The organism is Arthrobacter sp. CMU6, from assembly GCF_059090205.1.
This window is the reverse complement of record NZ_JBNHFL010000032.1, coordinates 31,939-53,785: the sequence shown is the minus strand read 5'-3', so window position 1 is coordinate 53,785 and position 21,847 is coordinate 31,939. Positions and strand designations below refer to the sequence as shown.

The window sequence follows — 21,847 nt, the reverse complement described above, 5'->3', positions numbered from 1 at the left end:
TTCCGCAGCGGCTAGGCTTCTGCCATGGCACTGATTGCTCCCAGGGTGGCCCCCGCCCTTCCTGCCGACGACGCGCTGGCGCTGCAGCGCGCGCTCGACGGCGGCACTGACATCACCGTCTTCGTGGACGGAACCGTCCACCGGCTTCCGCCCCAGGCGAGGGACGCCGTCGTTGACCTCCTGGCCAGGTTCAGCCGCGGCGAAGCGGTGACCGTCAGCAGCGTGGAGGAAATGCTGACCACCTCGCAGGCGGCCGAGTTGGCCGGCATCTCCCACACCTACCTGCGGAACATGACCGACCGCGGCGAGATCCCCGTGGAATACCGCGGCACGCACCGCCGCATCCGGCTGGCCGCCATCATGGCCTGGCTGGAGGGGCAGAAAAAGAAGCAGGCGGCAACTGACGCGGCCGGGGAGGCTGCCGACGGCGGGACCTCCGGCGGCGAAACCGGCAAGTAGCGTTTCGCCCGGGAGGGCAGTGGCAGAAAACCGCAAACATGCAGATTGAAGGTAATCGGAAAAGCGCGGGCCCGATGCTCCGGGCATCGCTGCCGGTGACTTTGGAGCCACGGAAGGCAGGAGGCCTGCGAATGGAAAGTGCGGCGGCGCCGGCATTGCCTACGCACCGGGAAGCCTCCGGGAAGCAACCCACTGGCTGGAATGGTGGCGGACGCAGCGGACAGGCGAACCCCGTTTCGTCAGCCATGACCTTAACCCGGACTCGCTGAACTTTACGACTACACAACCCGCGACTGGTTCACCATCCCGTCCGCCAGCGGACAGCCCGTGGCCGTCGGACCCTACGTTGACTTCGGCGGCATCAACGTCAACATCATCACGCTCTGCATTCCGGCGCCCACCGCGCGGGGCACCCAGATCCTGGGGTGCGACCTGACCCTCGCGATCCTCGAAGGAATCTTCCTCCGTGCCCTCCAGCTCCGCGAGCCGGTGGTGGTGCTGCTGGGGCCCAACGGGCGCGTCATCGCGTCCAACAACGCACGCATCGCCACGGGCACCCTCTTCCTCGAAGAGGACATGGCACGGGCCGACATCTCAGTGGACGTTTCGCCCGACAACCCCGCACGCCTGCCCTGGAAGCTGGTCACTCTCCGGGACTAAATGACGGGGTGATAAGGATCAAGCAACGATCCCACGGAACCAGGGTTTCCGGCTGGCGCACGGGGTTACTCTTTATTCGTGGTCAGATTCAGGGGGTTGCACATCGTGGCGGGCGTCGCCGCAATGGGTGTGGCGGCTGCCCTGGGAATCATCATGGGCCTGAACAACACCGCCGTTTTTACCTCCAGCTGCGTGGTCTTCGTGGCAGTATCCCTGTGGGTCCAGAGCCGCGTGGCCAGGCTCCGCACGGGGCTCCAAGGACTCCCGCAACACCTTCCCGATGGCGCCGCGCTGGAACGGACCGCCGAGCGGGCAACGGAGCGTCCGGCTGAACGGACGGCCGAGCAGTTGCCCAGCGGCGAAGGCAACGCCGCGTAGCCAGTTCCGACCCGGGCCTCAGATCCGTGGCCTTGATGCCCAGCGCCGTGCCTTCAGGGCGGCATGCAGCTCCAGCCGCACCATCCCCTTGAGCGGATCGACACCCAGCAGCTGACGGATGCGGCCCAGCCGGTTGTAGATGCTGCTGCGGTGCAGGTGCAGTTTTTCGGCGACGTCCTGGACGGAACCGTCGTTGTCGTAGAGCAGCTCCAGCACGGGCAGCAGCTCCCCATTCCGGTCATGGTCCTCAAGGGCCCGGAAATTCACCGAACTTGCGTCGCTCCAGACGCCGGCCCCGCCGCCGGCCGATGCCAGCAGCTGGTACACCCCCGTGCCCCGGCAATCCACCAGCTCGCCGAGCCGCGGATCAACCGCCGCAGCCAAGGCAGCCACCTTTGACTGCCGGTAGGCTTCGGCCAGGTCCTTGGTGCGGCTGAATCCCTCACTGGTCCCCAGGATGACCCGCTCCACGGACCTCCCGGAACGCTTCGCAAGCTCCAACTGGTAATGCACCAGAACCTGGGCCTGGCTGGCGCGCCCCGTGGACTCCCGGAAGAGGACCACCGAATGCGTCTCCGCGCCGGCGCTGAACAGGACGGCGTCCACGCCGATGGTGGCCTGAAGTGCCGCGGCGCGGTGGATGAGCGTCGAGGCAATCGGATCCGGACCGGCCATCCAGCCGTCGGCATCAAGGACCGTGACCAGCTGCCACGGCCCGCGGTCCTGCACTTCCTTCCATCCCGCCACAGCGGCAACGGCATTGGGTTCCCCGGCGCAGGCTGCCAGGAACTCCCGTTCGCGGCTGCGCCTGAACTCGGATTCCGCGGTGTTGGAGTCCAGCAGGAGTCCGGACAGCACGTCCAATTCGTCCCGGACGCCGGGCAGTTCGGCGAGGATCGCCGTCGCGCTTTGGTCTTCCACGTCCAGCTGCACCCACAGGTAACCCACCCGGAACCCACGGACCAGCAGCGGGACGCAGACTCGCCCGAGCATGCCCAGCTCCTCGTTGGCGGGCACCACCACAGGCCGTACCGCGGTGGCGATGCCGTGCGAGAGCTGCCAGTTCTTGACGTCCAGCGGCACCCGCTTGCTGAGCAGGAAGTTAACCCGGACCCGGTCCGCGTGCGACTGGTTGGAGCTGTAGGCGAGCAAAAGGCCATCGAGGTCCTCCAGGGAAAGCCCGCGGCCCAGCTTAAGGGCCACCCGTTCGACGAGCTGTTCCACATCCTGCTGCATGGTCACAGACTACGTCCCGCAGGGGGTCCCGGGCGAACGGACATCAGGCGACACTTGACGCCTTGGAGGTCGACATTAGTCGAGCTTCCGCCACGAAAAACCACGGAAACACGCGGTTTTTCTCCGGGCTGGGCTACGGGTTCCTGTAGTGCGCCTCACAGCCGGATCTATTCTGGAATCACAACTTCCCCACACATTCCGGCGTAACAGCCATCGGATCTGGAGCCCAAAAAATGATCATCGGTGTCCCCAAAGAGATCAAGAACAACGAATTCCGCGTCGCCATCACGGCTGCCGGCGTTCACGAATTCCGCACCCACGGCCACACGGTCCTGGTGGAGCGCGGCGCGGGCCTGGGCTCCGGAATCACTGACGAGGAATACGCCATTGCGGGCGCCGAAATCATCGCCGACGCCGATGAGGTCTGGTCCCGCGCGGACATGGTGATGAAGGTCAAGGAACCCATCAAGGCTGAGTACCACCGGTTCCGCAAGGGCCTGATCCTCTTCACCTACCTGCACCTGGCCGCCGAGCCCGAACTCACGCAGGCCCTCGTCAACTCCGGCGTCACCGCCATCGCCTACGAGACGGTCCAGGAAGGCCGCACCCTGCCCCTGCTCGCCCCCATGTCCGAGGTGGCCGGGCGGCTCTCCGTCCAGGTCGGCGCGACCTCCCTGATGGCACCCGCCGGCGGCAAGGGGGTACTGCTCGGCGGCGTACCCGGCGTCCGCCCCGCCAAGGTTGTGGTCCTGGGCGCAGGCGTCGCCGGCACCAACGCAGCCGCCATGGCGCTGGGCCTCGGCGCCGACGTCACCATCCTGGACATCAACATCAACCGGCTGCGCGAACTCGACGCCCAGTACCAGGGCCGCCTCAAGACCGTGGCGTCCAACAAGTACGAGATCGAGAAGTCCGTGGTGGACGCCGACCTGGTGATCGGCTCAGTCCTCATTCCCGGCGCCAAGGCCCCCAAGCTGGTGACCAACGAACTCGTGGCCCGGATGAAGCCCGGCTCCGTGCTCGTGGACATCGCCGTGGACCAGGGCGGCTGCTTCGAGGACACCCGCCCCACCACGCACCAGGAACCCACGTACAAGGTCCACAACACGATCTTCTACTGCGTGGCCAACATGCCCGGCGCGGTCCCAAACACCTCCACCTACGCGCTGACCAACGTCACGCTCCGCTACGGCGTGGCCCTGGCAAACCTCGGCGTGAAGGCCGCCTTCGAGAAGGATCCCGCCCTCGCGGCGGGCCTGAACATCGCCGCAGGCCACGTGGCACACCACTCCGTCTCCGAGGCGCACAACCTGCCCCTCGTAGCGGACTGGCACGAGCTGGTCTCCGCGTAAGGCATTCCGCCGGTTGAGCTTGTCGAAACCGCGCCTTGGTTTCGGCAAGCTCAACCAGCGGCTTCATTTAAGCAAGCGCCCGGGCCTGTTCTATCAGCTTGAGGACTTCGACCGGGCCGGCCGGATCAACCGGGACGGGCAGGGCCGAGGCGGCGCCGCCGTCGGAAATCTTGGCTGCGAGGATCCGGTAGAACTCTGGGTAGTTCCCGCGTTCGGTGGGCAGCCGGTCAAGGTGCCCGTCGCGGCCCAGCTGCCCGGCCCATTCGGGGGACTCCACACCGTACTCCGAATCCAGCGGGCTCCCTCCCGCGACAATGTACGGCTCCTGCGGGTCCACGCCGTGCTTGGTGTAGGCGCCGCCGGTGCCGAGGACCCGGTAGCGCGGGCCCTGCTGGGCGCAGAGCATGTTCATCCAGTGGTGGCTGAGCACGCCGCTCCCGTGCCGCAGGACCACGAAACAGTCGTCATCCGTCTTCTCACCCGGGCGCCGGGCCAGGAGCTCGGCATGGACCACCGTGCCCGGGCCGAAGAGCTGCAGCGCCTGGTCCAGGAGGTGGGTTCCGAGGTCGAACAGGACACCGCCGCCGTCAGCCGCCGTGGCCTCCGCCTTCCAGGCCTTCGAAACTTCGGGCGACCACCGTTCAAAGCGTGACTCGAACCGCGTCACCTCGCCCAGCACCCCGCCCTCCAGCAGGGCCTTGACCGTGAGGTAGTCCCCGTCCCAGCGCCGGTTCTGGAACACCGTCAGCACCCGCCCCAGCCGCTCCGCGAGCGCGATCAGCTCCTGCCCCTGCCCGCTCGTCACGGCGAACGGCTTGTCGACGACGACGTCGAGTCCGGCCTCCAGCGCGGCCTTCGCCAGCGGATAGTGGGTGGCCGGCGGCGTCCCCAGCACCACAAGGTCAAGGTCAGGGGCCAGCGCAAGGACGGCATCGCCGTCGGGCACTGTTTTCACGCCGGGATACTGCCCGGCGGCGGCCGCCTGCCGGCCAGGATCAGAGGTTGCGATCACATCCAGCGAGTAGCTGGGGTCCGCCGCAACCAGCGGCGCATGGAAAACCCGGCCGGAGAGGCCAAAGCCCACCACGGCGGTACGGATGGGAGTGGGGGACACGGAGGAATCGATGCTCATGGTGCCACGCTACCCCGTGGCCCAGCGCCCGCAAGCTCCCGGTCCAGCCGGTTCGGCTTTCAGCCGTTCAACCCGCCGGGCCTCCGGCGACGCGGGTGACGAGCTCGCGCCAGGACTCCTCCAGCCGCTCCGGCGAAACGTGCTGCACGCGGACGGCGTGCAGCAGCCGTTCGGGGTCAAGGGTAGCGCTGAGGGACATGGCCATCAGCCACGGGTCCGCCTCAAAACCCGCCGAGCGCAGCAGGTGTTCAAGGTGCCGGTGCCACAAGACGGCAGCGGGGGCCTCGAACCTGTTGTGCAGGGACGCCTGGGCGGCCCTGGCGAGCTCACCGTATTCCAGGACGTAGCGGATGCGCTCGGCACCGAAGGCGATCAGCCGCTCCAGCGGCGGCGCCCCGGGACCAAGCGGCGGCGGCCCGAACATGAAGCGGCCCTGGAATTCGGCCTCGGCATCGCTGAGCAGGGTCATCATGAGCCCGGCGCGGCTGCCGAAGCGGCGGAACACCGTCCCCTTGCCCACGCCTGCGCGCTCCGCCAGCTTGTCCATGGTCACGCCGTCGGCGCCGCACTCCTCCACTAGCTGCCGGGCAGCGCACAGGAGCAGTTCCCGGTTCCGGGCAGCATCGCTGCGTTCCGCTCCGGAGCCGGGCGATGATCCAGGGCCGGATGAGGACCCGGAGCGAATTGGGATGAGGCTCACACCAAGCATTCTAGACCCGGGAATAATATCCGGACCGTAGTCCGTTTAGTCTGGATGAAGGCATCAAACGCCTCCAACATCCAGTCGCCGCGGAGCGTTCCGCGGCAAGACCCAAGGAGTTCACATGTCCAAGAGCACCGTACTCGCCCTGGTGGGAAGCCTGCGCGCCGACTCCCACAACCGCAAGCTCGCCGAAGCCATCCAGCTGAACGCCCCCGAAGGCATTGAGATCCTGATCCACGAGAGCCTGGGCAACATCCCGTTTTACAACGAGGACATCGACGTCGAAGGCCAGATCCCGGCAGCCGCCGCCGCCCTGCGCGAGGCAGCCAGCCAGGCGGATGCCCTGCTGCTGGTCACCCCAGAGCACAACGGCACCATGCCCGCCTCGCTGAAGAACGCCATCGACTGGCTGTCCCGCCCGTTCGGCGCCGGCGCCCTCGCCGGTAAGCCCACTGCCGTCGTCGGCACCGCCTTTGGCCAGTTCGGCGGCGTCTGGGCCCAGGACGAGGCCCGCAAGGCTGTCGGCATTGCCGGGGCCCGAGTCCTGGAGGACGCCAAGCTCGCCGTCCCCGGCTCGATGGTCCGCTTCGCGGAAACCCACCCGAAGGACGACGCCGAGGTCGTTGAGCAGATCAAGGAACTCTTCGGCGCGCTTGCCGCCGTCGAGCCTGCCGGTGCAGCTGCTTAAGCAGCTCCTCCCTTCGCACGCCCCCGGCCATCCAATGGCCGGGGGCGTGCACTGTTTCCAGGCTCTGCGTGCCGGCCGCCAGCCGGGGCACACCGCAACCAATCCGTGACTGAGCTGCGGCCAAACTGACACCCGGGCATCGTTCCCCGCCCCGCCGCCCCGCCGTAACGTAGATGTACGGGACGTGCCGGGGCAGGGAGTGCGGTGCAGTCATGAAGTCGAGCTGGGGAGTCAGACCGCTGACGACGGCGGTTGCCGCCTTCTGCCTGACGCTTCCCTTGTGGCTCGCCTCCTGTGCTCCCCTCCCAAATGTTTACGACCCCGGAACCGCCCCTGCGGCGGCCCCCGCACCGCGTCCGGCACCTCCGGTGAGCCCGCCCGGGGAAGGCGGCGAGCCCACCGCATCAGGATCCGGTCTGGGAGCCTCCGGCACAACAGGCCAGGGAACAGCGGCCGGGGCTTCCGAACCTGCTCCCTCGGCCGGCTCGGCTTCTCCGCCCGCAGGCCCAAACACCGGCGGCCCGACTGCCGGCGCCCAGGGCGGCGGTTCAGGGTCCGGCGGCCTTCCGTCCGGCGGACTCGGAACCGGCGTCGAGGGACCGGACACGCACGCACAGCTGCCGGGAGGAACCGGGCAACAGCCCGCGCCCGCTTCAGGAGCCGCAGCCGGACCCGCTTCCCCGGGCCCCACAGCCGGTTCCACCGCAGCCGGTCCCGCGGCGCCGGGGGCCACGTCGCCCGGCATCGGCACGGGCGCAGCTCCAGGCGCCGGCACTGCGGTCTACTATGTGGCCCTCGACGACGGCGGCCGGTCCGGCGTCCGCTTCGGCTGCAACGACAGCCTGGTGGCAGTGCACAACACCGACTCCACCATCAGTGAGCCACTGCAGGCCGCCATGGGCAGGCTGCTGTCAGGTCCGGGCGCGCCGCCTGCGAGCGGCCTGTACAACGCACTGTCCGCGTCCTCGCTCCAATACGTCTCCGGCTACCTCGACGGCACCACCGTGGTGGTGAACCTGACCGGCGCGGTGCAGCCCGGCGGTGTCTGCGATCTTCCGCGGATCGAAGCCCAGCTCACCCACACAGCCGTCACGGCCGTGGATGCCGTCCGGGCAGAAATCTACGTCAACGGGGTGCCGCTCGCCGACGTTCTGGGCCTCCGCTAGGTCCGGACCACGAGGCACCCGGCGTCCCTAGCCACCCGGCGTCCCGGGCGAGCCGGGCTCCCCAGGCGAGCCGGCGTTCCCGGAGAACAGGGCATCCATTTCAGCGTGACTCGGCGAGCCGGCGAGTTCGGACCAGTTGCCGTCGCCCAGGATTTCGGCTGCCACCCGGGAAACCGTTGCGTAGGCCGCCTTCGCTGCATTGCCGCCGATGCTGACCCGCCGCACACCGGCGTCGTGCAGTTCGCCCACTGACGCCGATCCGACGCCGGCAAGCGCATTGAGCGGCGCCGGTATCCGCCTGCTGAGTTCATGCAGGACATGGAGGTCCGTCACGCCGGGAACGAAGATCCCGTCGGCCCCCGCAGCGAGGTAGCCCCCGGCGCGCTCCAGCGTTTCCTCGAAGGCGGAGTCACCGAACTGCCCGGAAAGGTACGTGTCCGTGCGGGCATTGATGAAGAGGTGCACGCCGGACTCCGCCGCGATGCCGCGGACCAGGCTGATCCTGCGGGCCTGCTCGTCCACGGCCGTGAGGGACGTGCCGCCGGAGTCTTCGATATTCACGCCCACCGCGCCGGCCTCCAGCACCGCCGTGACAGTCTGCCGGAGCAGGCCGTCATCGAAGGCGCCGTCCGCACCCGCGTAACCCGCTTCGATATCCGCCGTGACCGGAAGGCTCGTGGCCGCGGCAATCCTGCGCAGCGCGGCGAAGGCCAGGCCCGGCGGGACGTGGCTGCCGTCCGGAAACCCCAGGCTCCACGAGATGGCCGAGCTCGAGGTGGCAATGGCGCGCGCCCCGGCTTTCTCCACAAGCCGGGCCGAGGCGGCATCCCACACATTCACCAGCACCAGCGGAACGGCTCCGCCGGCGTGCATCTGGCGGAAGGCGTTGGCCTTGGCGGGCTGGGACAGTGCGGGCGCAGGCTCAAGTGACGTCATGGCTCCATTCCATGCCCTGCCCTACCGAAGGTAAAGCGGCTCTCCGGCACCAGTTCAGAAATCACGCCCGGATTCCCGGTCAACAGCTGTTGCCTAATCAGCAACCAAAGGCTGTACTCTGGGAGTGTGACCCACGAGACACTCGACGCCGCCGCAGCCGTCCTACCCGCCGAAGCCATCGACGCCATCGAGCGGGCCGCGACATCAGCCCACCGCCACGACGAACTCTTCTCCGAGCGCGCCGCAAACATCAAGCAGTCCGCCGTCCGGGATGTTTTCGACATCTCCATGCGGCCGGGCTTGGTCTCGCTGGCCGGCGGCAGCCCCTACCTGCAGTCCCTGCCCCTTGAAAAGCTCGCCGAAACGGCCGCCCGGATCATCGCCGAGGACGGCCTGACCGCACTTCAGTATGGCGGGGGCCAGGGCACCGAGGAGCTGCGCACGCAGATCTGCGAAGTCATGGCCGCCGAAGGCATCATGGACGCCAAGCCGGAGAACGTGGTAATCACGGCCGGTTCGCAGTCCGCCCAGGACGTTGCCACCAAGGTGTTCTGCAACCCCGGCGACGTGGTCCTCGTGGAGGAACCCACCTACGTGGGGGCGCTGAACACGTTCGAGGCCTACCAGGTCCAGGTGGAGGCCGTCCCCATGGACGATGACGGCCTCGTGCCTGAGCTTCTTGAGGCCAGGATCGCGGCGCTCCAGACCGCGGGGAAAAACATCAAGTTCCTCTACACCATCCCCAACTTCAACAACCCATCCGGCATCACGCTGGCGCAGGACCGCCGGCAGCAGATCGTGGACATCTGCCGCCGCGCCAACATCCTGGTTCTGGAAGACAACCCTTACGGCCTGCTCCGGTTCGACGGCGAGCCGCTGGCCCCCCTGCGTGCAGGCAACCCCGACGACGTCATCTACATGGGCTCGTTCTCGAAGATCTTTGCCCCGGGATTGCGCATCGGCTGGGCCCTGGTTCCCGCCCACCTGCAGCGCCGCTACTACCTCGCCTCCGAGGCAGTAACGCTCTGCCCGCCCACGCTGAACCAGATGCTCGTCTCGGCCTATCTCCGGGACTACGACTGGAAGGGCCAGATCGAGACGTACCGCGGGCTGTATGCCGAGCGCTGCCATGCGATGCTGGCGGCCCTGGCGGCGCACATGCCCGGGGGGCTCAGCTGGACCCGGCCGCAGGGCGGTTTCTTCGTGTGGGTGACGCTGCCGGAGGGCGTGGACACCTACCCCCTGCTCCGCAAGGCCATTGACGCCGGCGTCGTCTTCATTCCGGGCGCGGCCTTCACGCACTCGGACTCCCCGTCGAACAAACTCCGCCTGGCGTTCAGCGCCGTTCCGCCGGAGGCCATCGAGGAGGGCGTGCGACGCCTGGCTCCGGTGCTGCAGGAAGCCATAGACGCGCTGGCCTGAGCTGCGGCCGCGAAAAGGAACAACGGATTAGTCACGACACCAAGGAGGCAAAGCCATGGCGGGAACAATTGTTGTGGGCGTGGACGGAAGCGGCACCGCGCGGAAGGCAGCGGAGGTGGCGCGGGACCTGGCCGCGGCGCTGGGCGCCAGGCTCCACGTCGTGTCTGCGTTCGATACGGACCGGACCGAAGTCTTCGGCAGCGGCAGTGACCGGTGGATCGTGTCCGACGCCGGGGAAGCCGAAAAGGTGGCCCGGGATGTGGCCGCGGCGCTGGCGGGCGGCGAGCTCCAGGTCACCTATTCCTCCGCGCGGGGCAAACCCGCCGAAGCCCTGGTCAAGGAGGCGGACCGGCTCGACGCAAGCATGATCGTGGTGGGAAACCGCCGCATGCAGGGCATCGGGCGCGTGCTGGGCAGTGTGGCGAACAGCGTAGCCCACAGCGCGTCCTGCGACGTCTACATCGCGAATACCTACGGCGCCGACTAGCGCAGTGCGGGCCTGACTTGACGCGGATCACCCGGGCTGGTGGGCAGTCTCACCCCGGTTTCCGGCAATCCGGCATGCCCTGAAAGATAAAATTGGAGGTGCCCCCGATGGTGCGGCCAAACCCAAATCTACCTTTCAGGGGAACACTGTGCTTACACTCCAGCGCCGCCACCTCGTCGGCCACGACATCCTCCTTGCCCGCCACGGCAACCACATCAGCGCCATGCGCGTGGACCGCTCCGCCGGACGCGTCATCGCCCTCCTCGACGACGGCTCCGTGGACAGCGCCCCCAACCTCATCTCCCCGGACCTGCAGCTGCCGGACACGCTCAAGAGCGTCCTGCGTGAGGACTGGAAGTTCCTCACCCTCGTGAGCAGCGGCATCGCCGCCGTCTGCGGCGTCATGCTGGCCGCCGCGGTAAGCATGGCAGGCATGTCCGCCGATCCGGCCATGGCCCAGCTGCTGGCCAACTCCTACGCCGCCTACTAGGCCAGCCTCTGCCGCCGGGCGCCGGTCACCGGGATCAGTCCGCGGCGTCAGCCGATCCGGACCAGGACCTCACGCAGCAGCCACCACAGCCCGGCGGTGACTCCGCCGCCCACCAGGGCGCCGGCAACAACCTGAGCCACCGTGTGGGCGCGCAGCACCACCCTGGACCAGCCGACAGCAGGAATCAGCAGCAGCAGCGGAATCCACGGAACGCCCAGGATCAGCACAGTAATGACCGTCGTCAGCGCGATGGCCCCGGCGTGGCCGCTGATTTTCCAGAACAGGCTGATGACGGCGAGCACCACCACGCCGCCCACTATCGCCAACACCACCACAATGACGCTGTACGGCGCGTTGATGGCCCGCAGCACCGCCAGCCCGGCGAGCAGCGACACCACTGTCATGGCAAGCACCGGTGCGCGTTGCCTGCGGTCGCTAACGTGGTGGTCCGTCACCTTGCCCAGCCGGACCAGAATAACGACGGCGGCCAGCGGCAGCACGCACACAAACAGCACCGCCACGGCGCCGAACCAGACCGTGCCCGGAAAGCCGGGTTCCATTGCCGGGCTGAGCAGGAGAAGCAGCGCCACGGTGATGGGCGGCTGAAGGGCCTCGGTGATGACCCGGGCCACGCGGTTCTTCAGGCGGATGCTGACAATCCCGCGATCCTCACCCATGGGAACCCCGTCCCTGCTGTCCGGTCCATCCCCCCTTTCCCCGGAGGGTACCCCTCCGGGGGCCCGTCAGTCGAGCAGGCGGACCAGTATCGCGGGTCAGTCGAGCAGCAGCGCAGGCTCCTCCAGGATGGCAGCGACGTCGGCCATGAAGCGGGCGGAAAGGTCGCCGTCCACGACGCGGTGATCGAAGGATCCACCGAGCGTGGTGATCCAGCGCGGAATGACCTCGCCGTCAAGGACCCACGGCTTTTGCTTGATGGTGCCGAACGCCACGATGGCCACCTCGCCGGGGTTGATGATGGGCGTTCCAGTGTCGATGCCGAGTGCGCCGATGTTGGTGACTGTCAGGGTGCCGCCCTGCATCTGCGCGGGCTGGGTCTTGCCGGCACGCGCGGTGGTGGCGAGCTCGTTGAGGGCCAGCGCCAGTTCCTTGAGGGACAGGTCCTGGGCGTTCTTGATGTTGGGCACCATCAGGCCGCGGGGCGTGGCCGCGGCAATGCCCAGGTTCATGAAGTGCTTGACGTGGATTTCAGCGGAGTCACTGCCCTCCGGGTTGTCCACCCAGGTGGCGTTCACGCTCGGGTTCCGCGCCGCCGCCCAGATGACTGCCTTCGCCAGGATCAGCAGCGGGGAGACCTTGATGCCCTCGAAGTCGCGCGAAGCCTTGAGCCGCTTGACGAATTCCATGGTGCGGCTGGCGTCCACGTCCACGAAGATGCTCACGTGCGGCGCGGAGAACGCCGACTCCACCATGGCCTTCGCGGTGGCCTTGCGGACGCCCTTGACCGGGATTCGCTCGATCCGCTGCTCCTGCGGGCGGCCTGACGTCCCCCAGAAGGTGTCCGCCTTGTCCACTTCGGCGTCGCGTTGCGCCTGGTAGCTGACCAGGTCCTCGCGCGTGACCTCGCCGCGGGCCCCCGTGGCCACGACGTCGGCAAGGTCAATGCCCAGGTCGCGGGCGATCTTGCGCACCGGCGGCTTGGCCAGGACCCTGTTCATGAGGCCGGAAATGGCGCCGCCAAGCGTCGGCTTGTCGGCCTCGATTGCTGGAGTCCACTCGGGCCGCCTCGTCACGGCAGGGCCGGCGAGTGTGCCGACGGCCACCGTGCCGGCGCTGGCCGGACCGTCCGAGAGTACTTCCTCGGCAGACCGGGGCTGGACAGGCTCAACCTCCGGAGCACCGTGCATTGCGTCTGGCGGAATGACGTGCCCCGTCTTGCGGGGCCGCCGCTTCACGGCGTCGGCCTTCGGACCGGAACCCACCAGGGGACCGGCAGCAAGACCGCTGACGCCGGCTTCGCCGTCGTCCCTCAGCTTTCCGTACATCGGCGCCGGCCCGGCGTCCGGGACCGGGGGCAGCGGCGCGTCGGCCGGCGTCGGATCGCCGGCCATGGTGTCAGACACGCTGATAATTGCCGTCCCGACGTCGACCGTCGCGCCTTCCGGAACCAGCAGTTCGGTGACCGTACCGGCGAACGGGGACGGGAGTTCCACGAGGGACTTGGCGGTCTCGATCTCGCACAGGACGTCGTTGATGGCCACCGCGTCGCCGGGCTTGACCTTCCACGAAACGATCTCTGCCTCGGTCAGGCCCTCACCGACGTCGGGGAGGTTGAACTTGTTAAGCGTCATGGGATCCTCGGGTTCGAAAGCTGGGTCGCTCCGGGAGGTGCGGAGGTAACTGTAGGCGAAAAAGACGGCAGGCGCTGGCGCCCAACGGCGTTAGTACGCGAAGGTGCGGTCCAGCGCCTCAAGGATGCGGTCGATGTCCGGGAGGTAGTCCTCTTCGATCTTTGCCACGGGGTAGGGCATGTGGAAGCCGCCCACCCGGATGACCGGCGCCTCCAGCGACAGGAAGGCCCGTTCGCTGATGCGGGCAGCGATTTCGCCGCCGATGCCGCCAAAGGTGGGAGCCTCGTGCGCCACCACCAGCCGGCCCGTTTTCTTGACCGAGGCCTCGATGGCGTCGAAGTCGATCGGCGAGATGGAGCGCAGGTCGATCACCTCAATGCTGCGGCCGTCCTCAGCCGCCGCATTCGCGGCGGCAAGGGCCACGGGGACGAGCGGACCGTAGACCACCACGGTGGCGTCGGTTCCCTCCCGGACCACGTGGGCCTTGAACGGGTCTTCGGCCGGACCGGCCGATTCGGTGTCGACCTCACCCTTAAGCCAGTAGCGGCGCTTAGGTTCAAAGACGATCACCGGGTCCTGGCAGTTCACGGCCTGCTGGATCATCCAGTAGGCGTCGTGGGGGTTGGACGGGGTGATGATGCGCAGGCCGGGGGTGTGCGCGAACAGCGCCTCCGGCGATTCCGAGTGGTGCTCGATGGAGCCGATGCCGCCGCCGTAGGGGATGCGGATGACCACGGGCACGGTGAGATTGCCGTTGCTGCGCGAATGCATTTTGGCCAGCTGCGTGGTGATCTGGTTGAAGCCGGGGAAGACGAACCCGTCGAACTGGATCTCTGCAACGGGGAGGTAACCGCGCAGCGCCAGGCCGATCGCGGTGCCGATGATGCCGGATTCTGCAAGCGGGGTGTCCACCACGCGGTCGGGCCCGAACTCGCCGATCAGTCCGTCGGTGACGCGGTAGACGCCGCCGAGAGGGCCGATGTCCTCGCCCATGAGGAGCGATTTGGGGTTGTTGCTGAGCGTGGCGCGCAGGCCTTCGTTGATGGCCTTGGCAATGGTCATGGTGGTCATCAGCGGCCTGCCCCTTCTCCCTCGTCCTCGCCGGCAAAGCCCGCGCTGTACTCTTCGAACCACGCCAGTTCCTCGGCCACGAGCGGATGCGCCTCCACGTAGGTGTTGGCAAAGGCGGTCCTGATGTCCGGGGCGTCCGACTCGTACGTGGACTTGCGGATGTAGGCGGCGAGTTCGTCGCCGTCGGCGGCAACCTTGGCGAAGAACGCCTCGTCGGCCATGCCCTCGGCGCGGAGGTACTTCTCCAGGCGGTCCAGCGGGTCCTTTTCGCGCCACAGGGCCTCTTCTGAGGACTCGCGGTACTTCGTGGGATCGTCGGCTGTTGTGTGGGCTCCCACGCGGTAGGTGAACGCCTCGATCAGGACCGGGCCGTTGCCCTGGCGCGCGTGTTCGAGCGCCCATTCGGTGACGGCGTGGACAGCGATGACGTCGTTGCCATCGACGCGGATGCCCGGGAAGCCGTAGCCCTTGGCCCGGTTGGAGAGCGGGATGCGGGTCTGCACTGCGGTGGGCACGGAGATGGCCCAGTGGTTGTTCTGGCAGAAGAACACCACCGGGGCGTTGTACGAGGAGGCAAAGACCATGGACTCGTGGACATCACCCTCGGAGCTCGCGCCGTCGCCGAAGTAAACCATGACGGCGGCCTTCGGTTCGGCTGAGCCTTCCACGCCCTGAGCCTCTGCCAGCCGCTGGTCGCGCTGGATGCCCATGGCATATCCGACGGCGTGCGGCGTCTGCGCAGCCAGCACCAGCGTGTACAGGTGGAAGTTGGTGTCCTTGGGGTTCCAGCCGCCGTTGGAGACTCCCCGGAACTGCTTCAGCAGTTCGGCCAGGTCCACGTTGCGGGTCAGGGCGACGCCGTGCTCGCGGTAGGTGGGGAAGATGTAGTCCTGCGGCTGGCTGGCCCGCCCCGATCCGATCTGGGCGGCCTCCTGGCCCGTCAGCGGAACCCACAGCGCCAGCTGGCCCTGCCGCTGCAGGGCCGTGGCTTCCTGGTCAAACCGACGGATGGCCGCCATGTCCGCATAGAAACCCCGGAGCGTTTCCGCATCCAGACGCTCGGCATACTCGGAGAACACAGGGTCCGCGCCCAGCGTGCCATCCGGGCTCAGAAGCTGGACCATTTCAGCCGGAGGCACGCCCAAGGCAGCCTCGGCCTGGGCCTCGAGCTGGTCGTCCAGTTCCGTACCATCGAACTCGGTGGAGGGCAGATGTGTTGCGCCCATACCGTCTCCTTGCCTGCCGCATCCGGATGCGTTGCAATGTCGCTGGGATATATGCCTCAGCAGGAATGCATTCCCGGCGAGGCATATATATTTGGCTTACTGTTCCTTACTTTATCCGGCGTAGGTAGCGCCGGCTGTTTGTTAAGCGCTAGGAACGGCGTGGCGGTTTTGTGTAGTCCGCACAGAGTTGCAGGAAACGCGTGTTCGCTTCCACTTCGCCGATGCTGACCCGGACGCCCTCGTTGCCGAAGGCGCGCACAGACAGCGCCCGTTCCCCGGCGAGCTGGGCAAACTCCGCGCTGTTCTCGCCCAGATCCAGCCAGACAAAGTTCCCCTGCGCGTCCGGGACGAACCAGCCGAGGTCCCGGAGACCTGCTGTCACGCGGTCCCGCTCCTCCACCAGGCTTTGTACCCTTTCTACAACCTGGTCAAAATTCTGCAGTGACACCACCGCGGCCTGTTCGGCGATCTGCGAGACCGCGAACGGGGTGGCGGCGACGCGCAGGTGCTGGGTGAGCTGGGGCTGCGCAACGCTGTAGCCGACGCGGAGGCCGGCGAGGCCGTGCGCCTTGGAGAACGTCCTCAGCACCACCACATTGGGGTACTTGCGGTACATCCGGATGCCGTCAACGGCGTCTTCTGCCCGGACGAACTCCTGGTAGGCCTCGTCGATGACCACCACAACGTCCGAAGGCACGGACCTGATGAACCGCTCCGTTTCGTCGGCGGTCAGGATGGGGCCGGTGGGGTTGTTGGGGGTGCAGAGCAGGATCACCCGTGTTCGCGCGGTGACGGCTGCGGCCATGGCGTCGAGGTCATGGCGCCCGTCAGCCGTCACGGGGATGCGGACGCTCTCTGCCCCGGCCAGCCCGACGCAGATGGGATAGGCCTCAAAGGACCGCCACGCGTAGATCACTTCGTCCGGCTTGCCGTCGTCGTTCTGGCCGGCGAACGCGGCTAGCAGCTGGGTGAGCGCGCCGAGGCTGCCGGCACCAGTGACGATGTCCTCGGCCGGGACGTCCAGGAAGCCGGCGAGCTCCGTGCGCAGCTTGGTGCTGAGCGGATCGGGGTAGCGGTTGAAGTCGGTCTGGGCGGCAATGGCCTCCACCACGGCCGGGATGGGCGGCAGCGGGTTCTCATTGGACGACAGCTTGTAGCTTTCGAGGCCGTCGACGGCGACAGGCGGCTTGCCGGCAGCGTAGCGGGGCAGCCGGTCAACCACCGGCCGTGGCCTCAGGCCCCCCGCCATAGTCTCTGATGAAGTCATGCCACCTAGCCTATGCCCCGGACTGCCTGCCTGACCTGGCGGTGTGACAGCATGGGCGCATGCGGTCTTTCATCATGCGCGTGATCATTAATGGGCTGGCGCTGTGGATTGCCAGCTGGCTTCTGCCCGGCTTGGATATCTCCACCACCGCCACCACGGAAGCCGTGGCCAAGACCGGGGTGAACCAGGGAACCGACGCCGCCGGCATTGTCCTGGCGTACCTGTTCGTCGGGCTGATTTTCGGCCTGGTCAATGCCTTCGTGCGGCCGGTGGTCAGCTTCCTCTCCTTGCCCATCACCATCCTGACGCTGGGGCTGTTCACGGTGGTGATCAACGCCGCGATGCTCTACCTCACCTCCTGGATCAGCGGCCACACGCCCGTACACTTTACGATCGATTCGTTCTTCTGGACCGCCGTACTGGCCGCCATCATCATCACCGTCATTTCGCTGGTGGCAGACCGGCTCCCCGGCGCCCGCCACCGCTGACACGTGCGGCACCGCTGACACCCGCACTCCCGCCGACACCTGAGCCCGCTGACACCAGCGCCGACGGGAAGGACTGCCCTGCCCAGGCCGGGCAGTGAGGGCTGGAGGGCAGCCGCGGGCGGCTTTGGTGCGCGGACCAGCTGGAACCGGGTGGCCCTGGCGGTTCCTCCCGCGCCCACCACTCCAGCAAGCGCGGCGGAGGACGCCACCAGCGAAGGATCCGGGCTCGCGGAAATTGCCCGGGCTCCTGCCTCATAGTTGGAGAGCCTGTGCCCGGGGCCAAGACCTGCGTCCTCACCGGCAGGTGTCCTGACCACTCCGTTCAGCGTTACTGTCACGCGGTCCCGGGTGTCCGGGTTGGGAAGGCCTTCGCTGCCCGGAACCCAGTCCTGCCGGTGCTCCAGGTGCAGGCTGCTGACGCCGGGTTCCGGGGTTATTGCCCCCACCGGCGATCCCGCGGTCAGCACGTACTTAAGGTTGTACTCGGCCAGGAACGCCTTGTCCTGGCTGAGGTTCATTGCATGGATTCCGCCCTGGCTGTAGCCCACGGCCACCACCTGGTCCCCGACTTCCGCCCCGGCCTGGCGCAGGGCCGTCCGGATGGCTGCGGCCGTGTACTCGGAACCGTACCCCAGTGATTCGCCGATGCCGGCCTCGTCGAACGGGTTGGGACCGCCGGTGTTGCCGGGCTGGGTTCCGGGAATGATCACGATGAACGCGTCCTGTCCGCCGCTGGTTGTCTGGATGATCTCGATGTGGCCCGGTCCGGCGTCTTCCACCTCACCTGCCCGGGCAAGGAGGCCTGCCGGGGAGGCATCCAGGGCGATGTCCGTGGAGCCCTGCCTGAGTGCCCTGACGGGCCGCGGCCTGAGTTCCGGCAGAACACGGTCCAGCAGCATCCGGGCAAGGGTTGGGACACGCGAGCCCGCCATCCCGGCGGCCAGTGCCAGCTTCACGGCGGGGTCCACGGGACTCAGCCGCACTCCCAGGAGCGCCGCGAGGAGGACGCCCACAGCCACGGGGTCGCTCGAGACGACCGCCTCGGTGGCTGCCGTGTTCGGGCGCCCGTCACCTGACAGAACAAGGTCGAGAAACTGCCGCCCCGCCAGCCACGGCGAGTCCAGATGGAGCTTCGTCCAGAGCAGATTCGCGCCCTCGGCGGCGCTGTACTCGAGCTGGCAGGCGCGCACGCCGCCGGCCAGGCGCTCCAGCTCCTCCCGCACGGCCGCCGCGGAGCGCTGCCCTGCCCAGACGGCGGTCAGGGCCTCGGCACCGCTAAAGGGGTCATCCCGCTGGTAGTTTCCCAGTTCCTCCCAGACCCTCGAGATTCCAAGTTCCACAGCCGCCAAATCCCGGGCGAGCACGTCCAGCTCCCGCGCCCCCGTCTCCAGTTCCTCCAGCTGGAAGGAGATTCCGCCTACTCCGCCGCGCACGGAGAGGACATCATTGGAGGCCGGTTCGGCGGGACGGAGCTGCCCGCCGCCTCCGCCCGGCGCGGCCATGACCCCGGCCATCAGTAGCCGCCGGCGGCGGGGAGGGCGGACTCGGCGACGCGCACTGAATGCCGGCGCAGGGCAAGGGCAGCGGCAAGCACCTTTTCCCGCGCCCCGCCCAGGGCAGTAGCCTGCACCCTGAGCTTGGCCCGGTAAGCCAGCCCGGCAGGCGACTGCCAGTCCATGAGCTGGAGCTGCGAGAGCCTGGCCCGGACGGCTTCGATCTCCTCCGCGCAGGCTTCCATCCGCCCGGCCAGCAGCTGGACTTCGAAACTGCGCGACGCACACGCCGCGGCGTCGGCCGCTGTGACGCTGAAGCCCACGGCCCTGCTGCTGGCGCTCATCCGGATACCCCCCATCCCCGTAGGCCGGCGCCCGTGCGTCCGGCCCTTCCTCGCTTCCTGCCCACGACGTTAGGGTGCCCTCCCCCGCCAACAGAACAGTCGGCGTCGTCCATGTGGAGAAGTGCGTGGAGGCGGGGCTGTGGAGGAGAAGTCACACGGAATCCCGTGCTTCAGCGGGCACAGAACTTCATGAAAGAATCAGGTCATGCCTGAAACTGCCGCCACAGCTGACACCCGTACGCCCTCCGGACGCCTCGCCCTCGCCGCGTCAGGGGAACAAATCGCGCTCGGCCCGCTGGACGGCCGCTACAAGTCCGCCGTCGCACCCCTCGTTGACTACCTGTCCGAGGCAGCCCTCAACCGCGACCGCGTCGCGGTCGAGGTGGAGTGGCTTATCCACCTGACCGGGGACAACGTCCTCCCGGGCGCCGGCCCCCTGACAGAGGACCAGCAGCAGCAGCTGCGGGCCATCGTCACCGAATTCGATGCCTCCTCCGTCGCCGAGCTGGCCGAAATCGAAGCCGTCACCGTCCACGACGTGAAGGCCGTGGAGTACTACATCGGCCGCCGCCTGCCCGCCATCGGGATCGAGAACCTCACCGCCATGGTGCACTTCGGCTGCACCTCCGAGGACATCAACAACCTGTCCTACGCCCTGGGCGTGAAGGGTGCTGTGGAGGACGTGTGGCTGCCCGCCGCCCGGGCCCTCGTGGCCCAGATCGGCAAGATGGCCGAAGACAACCGCGCCGTTCCGATGCTGTCCCGCACGCACGGCCAGCCCGCCACGCCCACCACCCTGGGCAAGGAACTCGCCGTCATTGCGCACCGTCTGAACAGGCAGCTGGAGCGCATCGCCAGGACCGAATACCTCGGCAAGATCAACGGCGCCACCGGCACGTACGCCGCCCACGTGGCCTCCGTCCCGGGCGCCGACTGGCAGCAGGTCGCGAAGTCGTTCGTGGAAAAGCTGGGACTGACCTGGAACCCGCTGACCACCCAGATTGAAAGCCACGACTGGCAGGCCGAGCTGTACGCCGACGTTGCCCGCTTCAACCGGATCCTGCACAACGTCTGCACGGACATCTGGAGCTACATCTCGATCGGCTACTTCGCGCAGATTCCCGTGGCAGGCGCCACCGGCTCCTCCACGATGCCGCACAAGGTCAACCCGATCCGCTTCGAAAACGCAGAGGCCAACCTGGAGATCTCCTCCGGGCTCCTGGACGTGCTGGGTTCCACTCTGGTCACCTCCCGCTGGCAGCGCGACCTCACGGACTCCTCCAGCCAGCGCAACATCGGCGTGGCCTTCGGCCACTCCCTGCTGGCCATTTCCAACGTGGCCAAGGGCCTGGAGCGGCTGGACGTCGCGGAGAGCGTGCTGGCCGAGGACCTCGACACCAACTGGGAAGTTCTGGGCGAAGCCATCCAGATGGTGATGCGCGCGGAGGCGATTGCCGGCGTCGAAGGCATGGAGAACCCGTACGAGCGGCTCAAGGACCTCACCCGCGGCCAGCGCGTGGACGCCGCCCGGATGCAGGAGTTCGTCCAGGGCCTGGGCCTCTCCGCAGAGGCCGAGGCGCGGCTGCTCGCCCTGACCCCCGGCAAGTACACCGGGATTGCGGACCAGCTGGTGGACCACCTCAAGTAAGTACGACGGCGGTGCCGGGCTTTTGCTGCACGGCACCGCTTCCGTTTCCGGCGGCTTCCGCAAGAATCGGCCGATCCCGCCCAACGCGGCTCGTGCCGCCTTCCCGACGATGACAAGGACCGCGAAACCATGAAACTCCTGCTCATCCGCCACGGCGAAACTCCCGGGAACGTGCTGGGTCAGCTGGACACCGCCCATCCGGGCCCCGGCCTCACCGAGCTGGGCGAGCGCCAGGCTGAGGCCCTGCCGCGGGCCCTGGTGAATGAGCCGATCAGCGCCCTGTACGCCTCCACATTGCTGCGGACCCAGATCACGGCCAAACCGCTGGGCCGGGAGCTGGGCCTCGACGTGGAGATCCTGGACGGCATCCACGAGATCGAAGCGGGCGCCCTGGAGAAGCTGACGGACCACGAGTCGCATCGGCGGTACATGAGCACCGTCTTCGCCTGGGCCGACGGCGACTTCGACCGCCGGATGCCCGCCGGACCCAACGGCCACGAGTTTTTCGGACGCTATGACGCGGCCATCGCCAAGGTGGCCGCAGAAGCCGCCGACGCCGGCGCTACCGCCGTGGTGAGCCACGGCGCCGCGATCCGCGTCTGGGCAGCGCATCGCGCGGACAACATCGATATGGAATTCGCCGCCCGCCACGTCCTCGCCAACACCGGCATCGTGGCGCTGGAAGGCGATCCCGACGACGGCTGGAACCTGATTCACTGGGATGCCAGCCCGGTGGGCGGCCTTGCCCTGGCCGATCCCACAGCCGAGGACCCGATGGGAAAAGCCACAGACTAGGTCTGCGGCCCGACATACTGGACGGGCACCAGCCGGCGTGGCCATCATGAAAGCAGGCGTCGGGACAGGACCGGCAACCGCGACTTGCGGCGGTGTC

General features: G+C 67.8%; 22 protein-coding genes. 12 read left to right on the top strand and 10 right to left on the bottom strand.

Translation table 11 applies throughout. The annotated features are described in order from the left end of the window. The first annotated feature begins 24 nt into the window (after positions 1-24). The 3 genes from AC5RWD_RS19375 (at position 25) to AC5RWD_RS19365 (ending at position 1,497) form a co-directional block, all read left to right on the top strand. A complete protein-coding gene (locus tag AC5RWD_RS19375) occupies positions 25-459 on the top strand; it encodes a helix-turn-helix domain-containing protein (RefSeq protein ID WP_494021570.1) in 435 nt (144 codons plus the stop codon). Positions 460-786: 327 nt separating this feature from the next. Beyond that, a complete protein-coding gene (locus AC5RWD_RS19370; protein ID WP_494021569.1) occupies positions 787-1,119 on the top strand; it encodes a hypothetical protein in 333 nt (110 codons plus the stop codon). Between the two features lie 78 nt (positions 1,120-1,197). Then, positions 1,198-1,497, top strand: coding sequence for a hypothetical protein (locus tag AC5RWD_RS19365; protein WP_494021568.1), 300 nt, complete (start codon positions 1,198-1,200; stop codon positions 1,495-1,497). An 18-nt stretch (positions 1,498-1,515) separates the two neighbouring features. Here AC5RWD_RS19365 and AC5RWD_RS19360 read toward each other — a convergent pair whose 3' ends face one another. Next, on the bottom strand, positions 1,516-2,733 hold the full coding sequence (locus AC5RWD_RS19360; RefSeq protein ID WP_494021567.1) for a PucR family transcriptional regulator: 1,218 nt from the start codon (positions 2,731-2,733) through the stop codon (positions 1,516-1,518). Positions 2,734-2,966: 233 nt separating this feature from the next. Here AC5RWD_RS19360 and ald point away from each other — a divergent pair, with 233 nt between their 5' ends. After that, entirely contained in the window at positions 2,967-4,085 is a 1,119-nt protein-coding gene (gene ald, locus AC5RWD_RS19355) for an alanine dehydrogenase (protein WP_494021566.1), read from the top strand. Positions 4,086-4,152: 67 nt separating this feature from the next. Here the strand turns inward: ald and AC5RWD_RS19350 are convergent, their stop codons facing one another. Beyond that, complete coding sequence (locus tag AC5RWD_RS19350; protein WP_494021565.1) at positions 4,153-5,217, bottom strand: Gfo/Idh/MocA family protein; 1,065 nt, start codon at positions 5,215-5,217, stop codon at positions 4,153-4,155. A gap of 67 nt (positions 5,218-5,284) precedes the next feature. Next, a complete protein-coding gene (locus tag AC5RWD_RS19345) occupies positions 5,285-5,917 on the bottom strand; it encodes a TetR/AcrR family transcriptional regulator (protein ID WP_494021564.1) in 633 nt (210 codons plus the stop codon). Positions 5,918-6,041: 124 nt separating this feature from the next. Here AC5RWD_RS19345 and AC5RWD_RS19340 point away from each other — a divergent pair, with 124 nt between their 5' ends. Together AC5RWD_RS19340 and AC5RWD_RS19335 are read left to right on the top strand one after the other, a co-directional pair. Then, a complete protein-coding gene (locus AC5RWD_RS19340) occupies positions 6,042-6,608 on the top strand; it encodes an NAD(P)H-dependent oxidoreductase (protein WP_494021563.1) in 567 nt (188 codons plus the stop codon). Positions 6,609-6,976: 368 nt separating this feature from the next. Next, on the top strand, positions 6,977-7,774 hold the full coding sequence (locus tag AC5RWD_RS19335) for a GerMN domain-containing protein (protein WP_494021562.1): 798 nt from the start codon (positions 6,977-6,979) through the stop codon (positions 7,772-7,774). A gap of 27 nt (positions 7,775-7,801) precedes the next feature. Here the strand turns inward: AC5RWD_RS19335 and AC5RWD_RS19330 are convergent, their stop codons facing one another. Beyond that, positions 7,802-8,710, bottom strand: a complete 909-nt coding sequence (locus AC5RWD_RS19330) for an isocitrate lyase/PEP mutase family protein (protein WP_494021561.1) — start codon at positions 8,708-8,710, stop codon at positions 7,802-7,804. Between the two features lie 126 nt (positions 8,711-8,836). Here AC5RWD_RS19330 and AC5RWD_RS19325 point away from each other — a divergent pair, with 126 nt between their 5' ends. The 3 genes from AC5RWD_RS19325 (at position 8,837) to AC5RWD_RS19315 (ending at position 11,109) form a co-directional block, all read left to right on the top strand. Continuing rightward, complete coding sequence (locus AC5RWD_RS19325) at positions 8,837-10,132, top strand: aminotransferase-like domain-containing protein (RefSeq protein WP_494021560.1); 1,296 nt, start codon at positions 8,837-8,839, stop codon at positions 10,130-10,132. A gap of 55 nt (positions 10,133-10,187) precedes the next feature. Further along, positions 10,188-10,619, top strand: a complete 432-nt coding sequence (locus tag AC5RWD_RS19320; RefSeq protein WP_494021559.1) for a universal stress protein — start codon at positions 10,188-10,190, stop codon at positions 10,617-10,619. 148 nt (positions 10,620-10,767) lie between these two features. Further along, on the top strand, positions 10,768-11,109 hold the full coding sequence (locus AC5RWD_RS19315) for a hypothetical protein (protein WP_494021558.1): 342 nt from the start codon (positions 10,768-10,770) through the stop codon (positions 11,107-11,109). Positions 11,110-11,156: 47 nt separating this feature from the next. Here the strand turns inward: AC5RWD_RS19315 and AC5RWD_RS19310 are convergent, their stop codons facing one another. The 5 genes from AC5RWD_RS19310 to hisC all read right to left on the bottom strand — a co-directional run bounded on the left by AC5RWD_RS19310 (position 11,157) and on the right by hisC (position 16,982). After that, positions 11,157-11,786, bottom strand: coding sequence for a phosphatase PAP2 family protein (locus AC5RWD_RS19310; protein ID WP_494021557.1), 630 nt, complete (start codon positions 11,784-11,786; stop codon positions 11,157-11,159). 96 nt (positions 11,787-11,882) lie between these two features. Beyond that, complete coding sequence (locus AC5RWD_RS19305) at positions 11,883-13,418, bottom strand: dihydrolipoamide acetyltransferase family protein (RefSeq protein ID WP_494021556.1); 1,536 nt, start codon at positions 13,416-13,418, stop codon at positions 11,883-11,885. 90 nt (positions 13,419-13,508) lie between these two features. After that, complete coding sequence (locus tag AC5RWD_RS19300; RefSeq protein WP_003805652.1) at positions 13,509-14,489, bottom strand: alpha-ketoacid dehydrogenase subunit beta; 981 nt, start codon at positions 14,487-14,489, stop codon at positions 13,509-13,511. Next, positions 14,489-15,715 carry a pyruvate dehydrogenase (acetyl-transferring) E1 component subunit alpha gene (gene pdhA, locus AC5RWD_RS19295; protein ID WP_494021555.1) on the bottom strand — a complete coding sequence of 409 codons (1,227 nt, stop codon included), beginning with the start codon at positions 15,713-15,715 and terminating at the stop codon, positions 14,489-14,491. Before pdhA ends, AC5RWD_RS19300 begins: the two co-directional genes overlap by 1 nt. 148 nt (positions 15,716-15,863) lie before the next feature. Continuing rightward, entirely contained in the window at positions 15,864-16,982 is a 1,119-nt protein-coding gene (gene hisC / locus AC5RWD_RS19290; protein ID WP_494021554.1) for a histidinol-phosphate transaminase, read from the bottom strand. A 59-nt stretch (positions 16,983-17,041) separates the two neighbouring features. Here hisC and AC5RWD_RS19285 point away from each other — a divergent pair, with 59 nt between their 5' ends. After that, on the top strand, positions 17,042-17,470 hold the full coding sequence (locus tag AC5RWD_RS19285; RefSeq protein WP_494021553.1) for a phage holin family protein: 429 nt from the start codon (positions 17,042-17,044) through the stop codon (positions 17,468-17,470). A 1,513-nt stretch (positions 17,471-18,983) separates the two neighbouring features. On the opposite strand, the gene AC5RWD_RS19280 is transcribed toward AC5RWD_RS19285, so the two are convergent. Then, a complete protein-coding gene (locus tag AC5RWD_RS19280) occupies positions 18,984-19,307 on the bottom strand; it encodes a hypothetical protein (protein WP_494021552.1) in 324 nt (107 codons plus the stop codon). Positions 19,308-19,512: 205 nt separating this feature from the next. Between AC5RWD_RS19280 and purB the strand changes: the two genes are divergently transcribed. Beyond that, positions 19,513-20,955: an adenylosuccinate lyase gene (gene purB / locus AC5RWD_RS19275; RefSeq protein ID WP_494021551.1), complete on the top strand. Its 1,443-nt coding sequence runs from the start codon at positions 19,513-19,515 to the stop codon at positions 20,953-20,955. 129 nt (positions 20,956-21,084) lie between these two features. Further along, positions 21,085-21,750, top strand: a complete 666-nt coding sequence (locus AC5RWD_RS19270; protein WP_494021550.1) for a histidine phosphatase family protein — start codon at positions 21,085-21,087, stop codon at positions 21,748-21,750. Positions 21,751-21,847: the final 97 nt, after the last annotated feature.